Origin of the sequence: Chlorogloea sp. CCALA 695 (assembly GCF_003003885.1) — a bacterium.
Classification (GTDB): domain Bacteria; phylum Cyanobacteriota; class Cyanobacteriia; order Cyanobacteriales; family Chroococcidiopsidaceae; genus Aliterella.
Genome location: NZ_PVWN01000140.1, coordinates 1 through 2,828 on the forward strand (window position 1 = coordinate 1; position 2,828 = coordinate 2,828).

Below are 2,828 nucleotides of genomic sequence, written 5' to 3' on the forward strand. Positions count from 1 at the left end.
CCATCTCCAATTAACAACGAGTGCTAGTTTAGTTAATTTCTCCCTGCTTTGTGTAATTAATTGTGTCTACCTACTTATTAGGTATTTCTCTATCGAATCTTGACGGAGCCACTGAACCCAAAGCAATTCAACTATGTTTGTTTGAAGCTAGCTGTTAGTTTTGGGAGCCTCTCAGGAGAGCAAATAGCCAGTTGCGCGATAGCAGCCTATTAAGATAATCCGTGCGATGTTTAAGTGCTAATGCCGTAGTACAAACGAGAGAATTAATAGTATTTATCCTTATCTCACCTGGCGTATAATTACGGGCTTTATTAAGGTAAACACTTTAAAGCTTAAGTATTTTCACCGTTGCGTTCTCCGTAGCGGTTACTTAATAGTAAAGATTTACCTCAACTACAAGAAGAGCGATAATTGATAATAAAATTTATAGAAAATTTATTTGACTTAGGGCAGTTTGTTTCTCACGGTCATTGCTATCTCTGGAATCCTTACCTATTGGGTCTACATATTGTAGGGGACTTGCTAATTGCACTTGCCTACTATTCAATTCCAGTTATGCTATTCTACTTCGTCCGCCAGCGACAGGATGTACCTTTCAAGGGAATTTTTCTACTCTTTGCCGCTTTCATTGTTTCCTGTGGCACAACTCATCTGATGGAAATTTGGACACTTTGGTATCCGACCTATTGGCTAGCTGGGGGTCTTAAAGTGATTACAGCAATAGTTTCGTTGTATACAGCGTCGGAACTATTTGATTTAATTCCTGAAGCCCTCGTGCTTCCCAGCCCGACACAATGGGAAATAGCAAACCAAAACCTTTCTCAAGAAATTAGAGAGCGCCAGCAGGCAGAAGAGATGCTGCTTCAAGCTCATAACGAGTTGGAAGATCGGGTGAGCGAACGAACCAGTGAATTATCATCTGCGCTCTTGGCTTTACAAAAGGAGATTGCTGAACGTGAGCAAGCTAATAAGTTACTGCACCAAAGTATGCAACGCTACCGCTTCTTAGCGGACGCTATGCCGCAGATTGTCTGGACGGCTCGACCTGATGGCTTTCTTGATTACTACAACGAGCGCTGGTACAACTACACTGGCATGACGCTGGAGCAAACCGAGGGGTCGGGCTGGGGGAGCGTTTTACATCCAGAAGACCTACAATTGTGTATTGACCAGTGGACTCAAGCCTATCAAACAGGAAAAAGTTACGAAATTGAGTACCGCTTCAAAAGAGCGTCAGACGGAGCTTATCGGTGGTACTTGGGTCGAGCTTTGCCGATGAAAAACGAGAACGGAAAAATCGTTCAGTGGGTTGGCACTGGTACGGATATTGATGACCAGAAACAAGTTGAGGCAGAATTACGCAGTGCGCTGGAAAAAGAAAAAGAACTTAGCCTCCTCAAATCTGCAATTGTTACTATGACCTCCCACGAGTTCCGCACACCGTTGACCACAATCTTGTCTTCCGCCGAAATACTAGAATGCTACAGCCACAAATTTACTGAAGCAAAAAAACTTGAACATCTCCAACGGATTCAAAGAGCAGTCAAGCACATGAACGGATTATTGAGTGATGTGCTGCTAATTGGGAAAGCCGAAGCAGGCAAATTAGAGTTCAATCCAACTTCTTTGGAACTGGAACAATATTGCCGTAAGCTGGTGGAAGAAATACAACTCACCACCAACACTCACACAATTGTCTTTGGCAAGCAAGGTGAATGCGTTGATGCTTACATGGATGAAAAATTGCTACTACACATTTTCAGCAATCTGCTCTCCAATGCCATCAAGTATTCACCCCAGGGAGGCACAATCCGGTTTGACCTCATTTACAAACTGGGAGAAGTAATATTCCAGATTCAAGACGAAGGCATTGGTATTCCTAATATAGACCAAGCTCAACTGTTCAATTCATTTCAACGAGGTAGCAATGTGGGTACTATTTCGGGTACAGGATTGGGGCTAGCCATTGTTAAAAAATCTGTAGATTTACACGGTGGACAAATTTGGGTAGAGAGTGAGGTCAACATTGGTACCGCATTCATAGTCACGCTCCCGCTCAATAACCGTAATCTTCCCGACAGTTTTGTTACTGCCAGCATTAGCTAATGCTGGCATTGGTTCAGTCGCATCCGTTTGTTGTAGTTCGCTCTTTGCCTCACAGTCTCCTGCTTGGGGATTAGTTCGTCCTTCCTTCTCTACTAGAGCCTGCACTGATGATTGTTCAATACCAAACTTACTCTCTAGTGACAACAACGTATCGGTTGCAGCCTTTGTACTTGTACTAGCGTTCTCTTGCGGTACAGGCTCTATTACCTTCGGCTTTCCTAGCGAACCACGCACAAAATATCCCTTGCCTAAAACCAGTGTTTCTTTTTGCCGTTGCACTTCTAGTTCCCAAATTTGCCCTACAGATTCGCCAGGCAAACTACCCACAATTTCCAGGGCAAAGGGTTGATATTTCAAACCATCCTTTTTTCTTTTACGTCGCTGTTGGTTCCGCCGGATAACGACAGTAATACTTCCGCTTGCCACCGACTCAATTTGCCCTGTTAGCTTAAACCAATCAACTTTTCTTTGATTTTCTCTTTTTAGCTTAGAAGAATCAGAGCTAGTTGATTCTAGGGTGTTAATATTAACCAGTAAAAAATTTAGTGGCTCCGTGCTTGGGTAAACTGTCCATAAAGCATCCTCTGGGAGCAAATCTGGCTTTGTGCTGTAGTTAGGAAAATTCTTTTCGAGTTGATGATGTAAGGTTAGAGTCGAGGGAGGCTATTATGCCTCGCCCCTCTCTGTTAGATCCGTGCGTAAAACTTTCGCCTTACACGGCT

The 2,828-nt window shown here is 43.4% G+C and carries 2 protein-coding genes; one reads left to right on the top strand and one right to left on the bottom strand.

Going from position 1 to position 2,828, the window contains the following annotated elements:
• Positions 1-411 precede the first annotated feature (411 nt).
• A complete protein-coding gene (locus tag C7B70_RS25445; protein WP_106371650.1) occupies positions 412-2,106 on the top strand; it encodes a PAS domain-containing sensor histidine kinase in 1,695 nt (564 codons plus the stop codon).
• Here C7B70_RS25445 and C7B70_RS26215 read toward each other — a convergent pair.
• A complete protein-coding gene (locus tag C7B70_RS26215; RefSeq protein ID WP_146134183.1) occupies positions 1,987-2,700 on the bottom strand; it encodes a hypothetical protein in 714 nt (237 codons plus the stop codon). The genes C7B70_RS25445 and C7B70_RS26215 overlap by 120 nt on opposite strands.
• Positions 2,701-2,828: the final 128 nt, after the last annotated feature.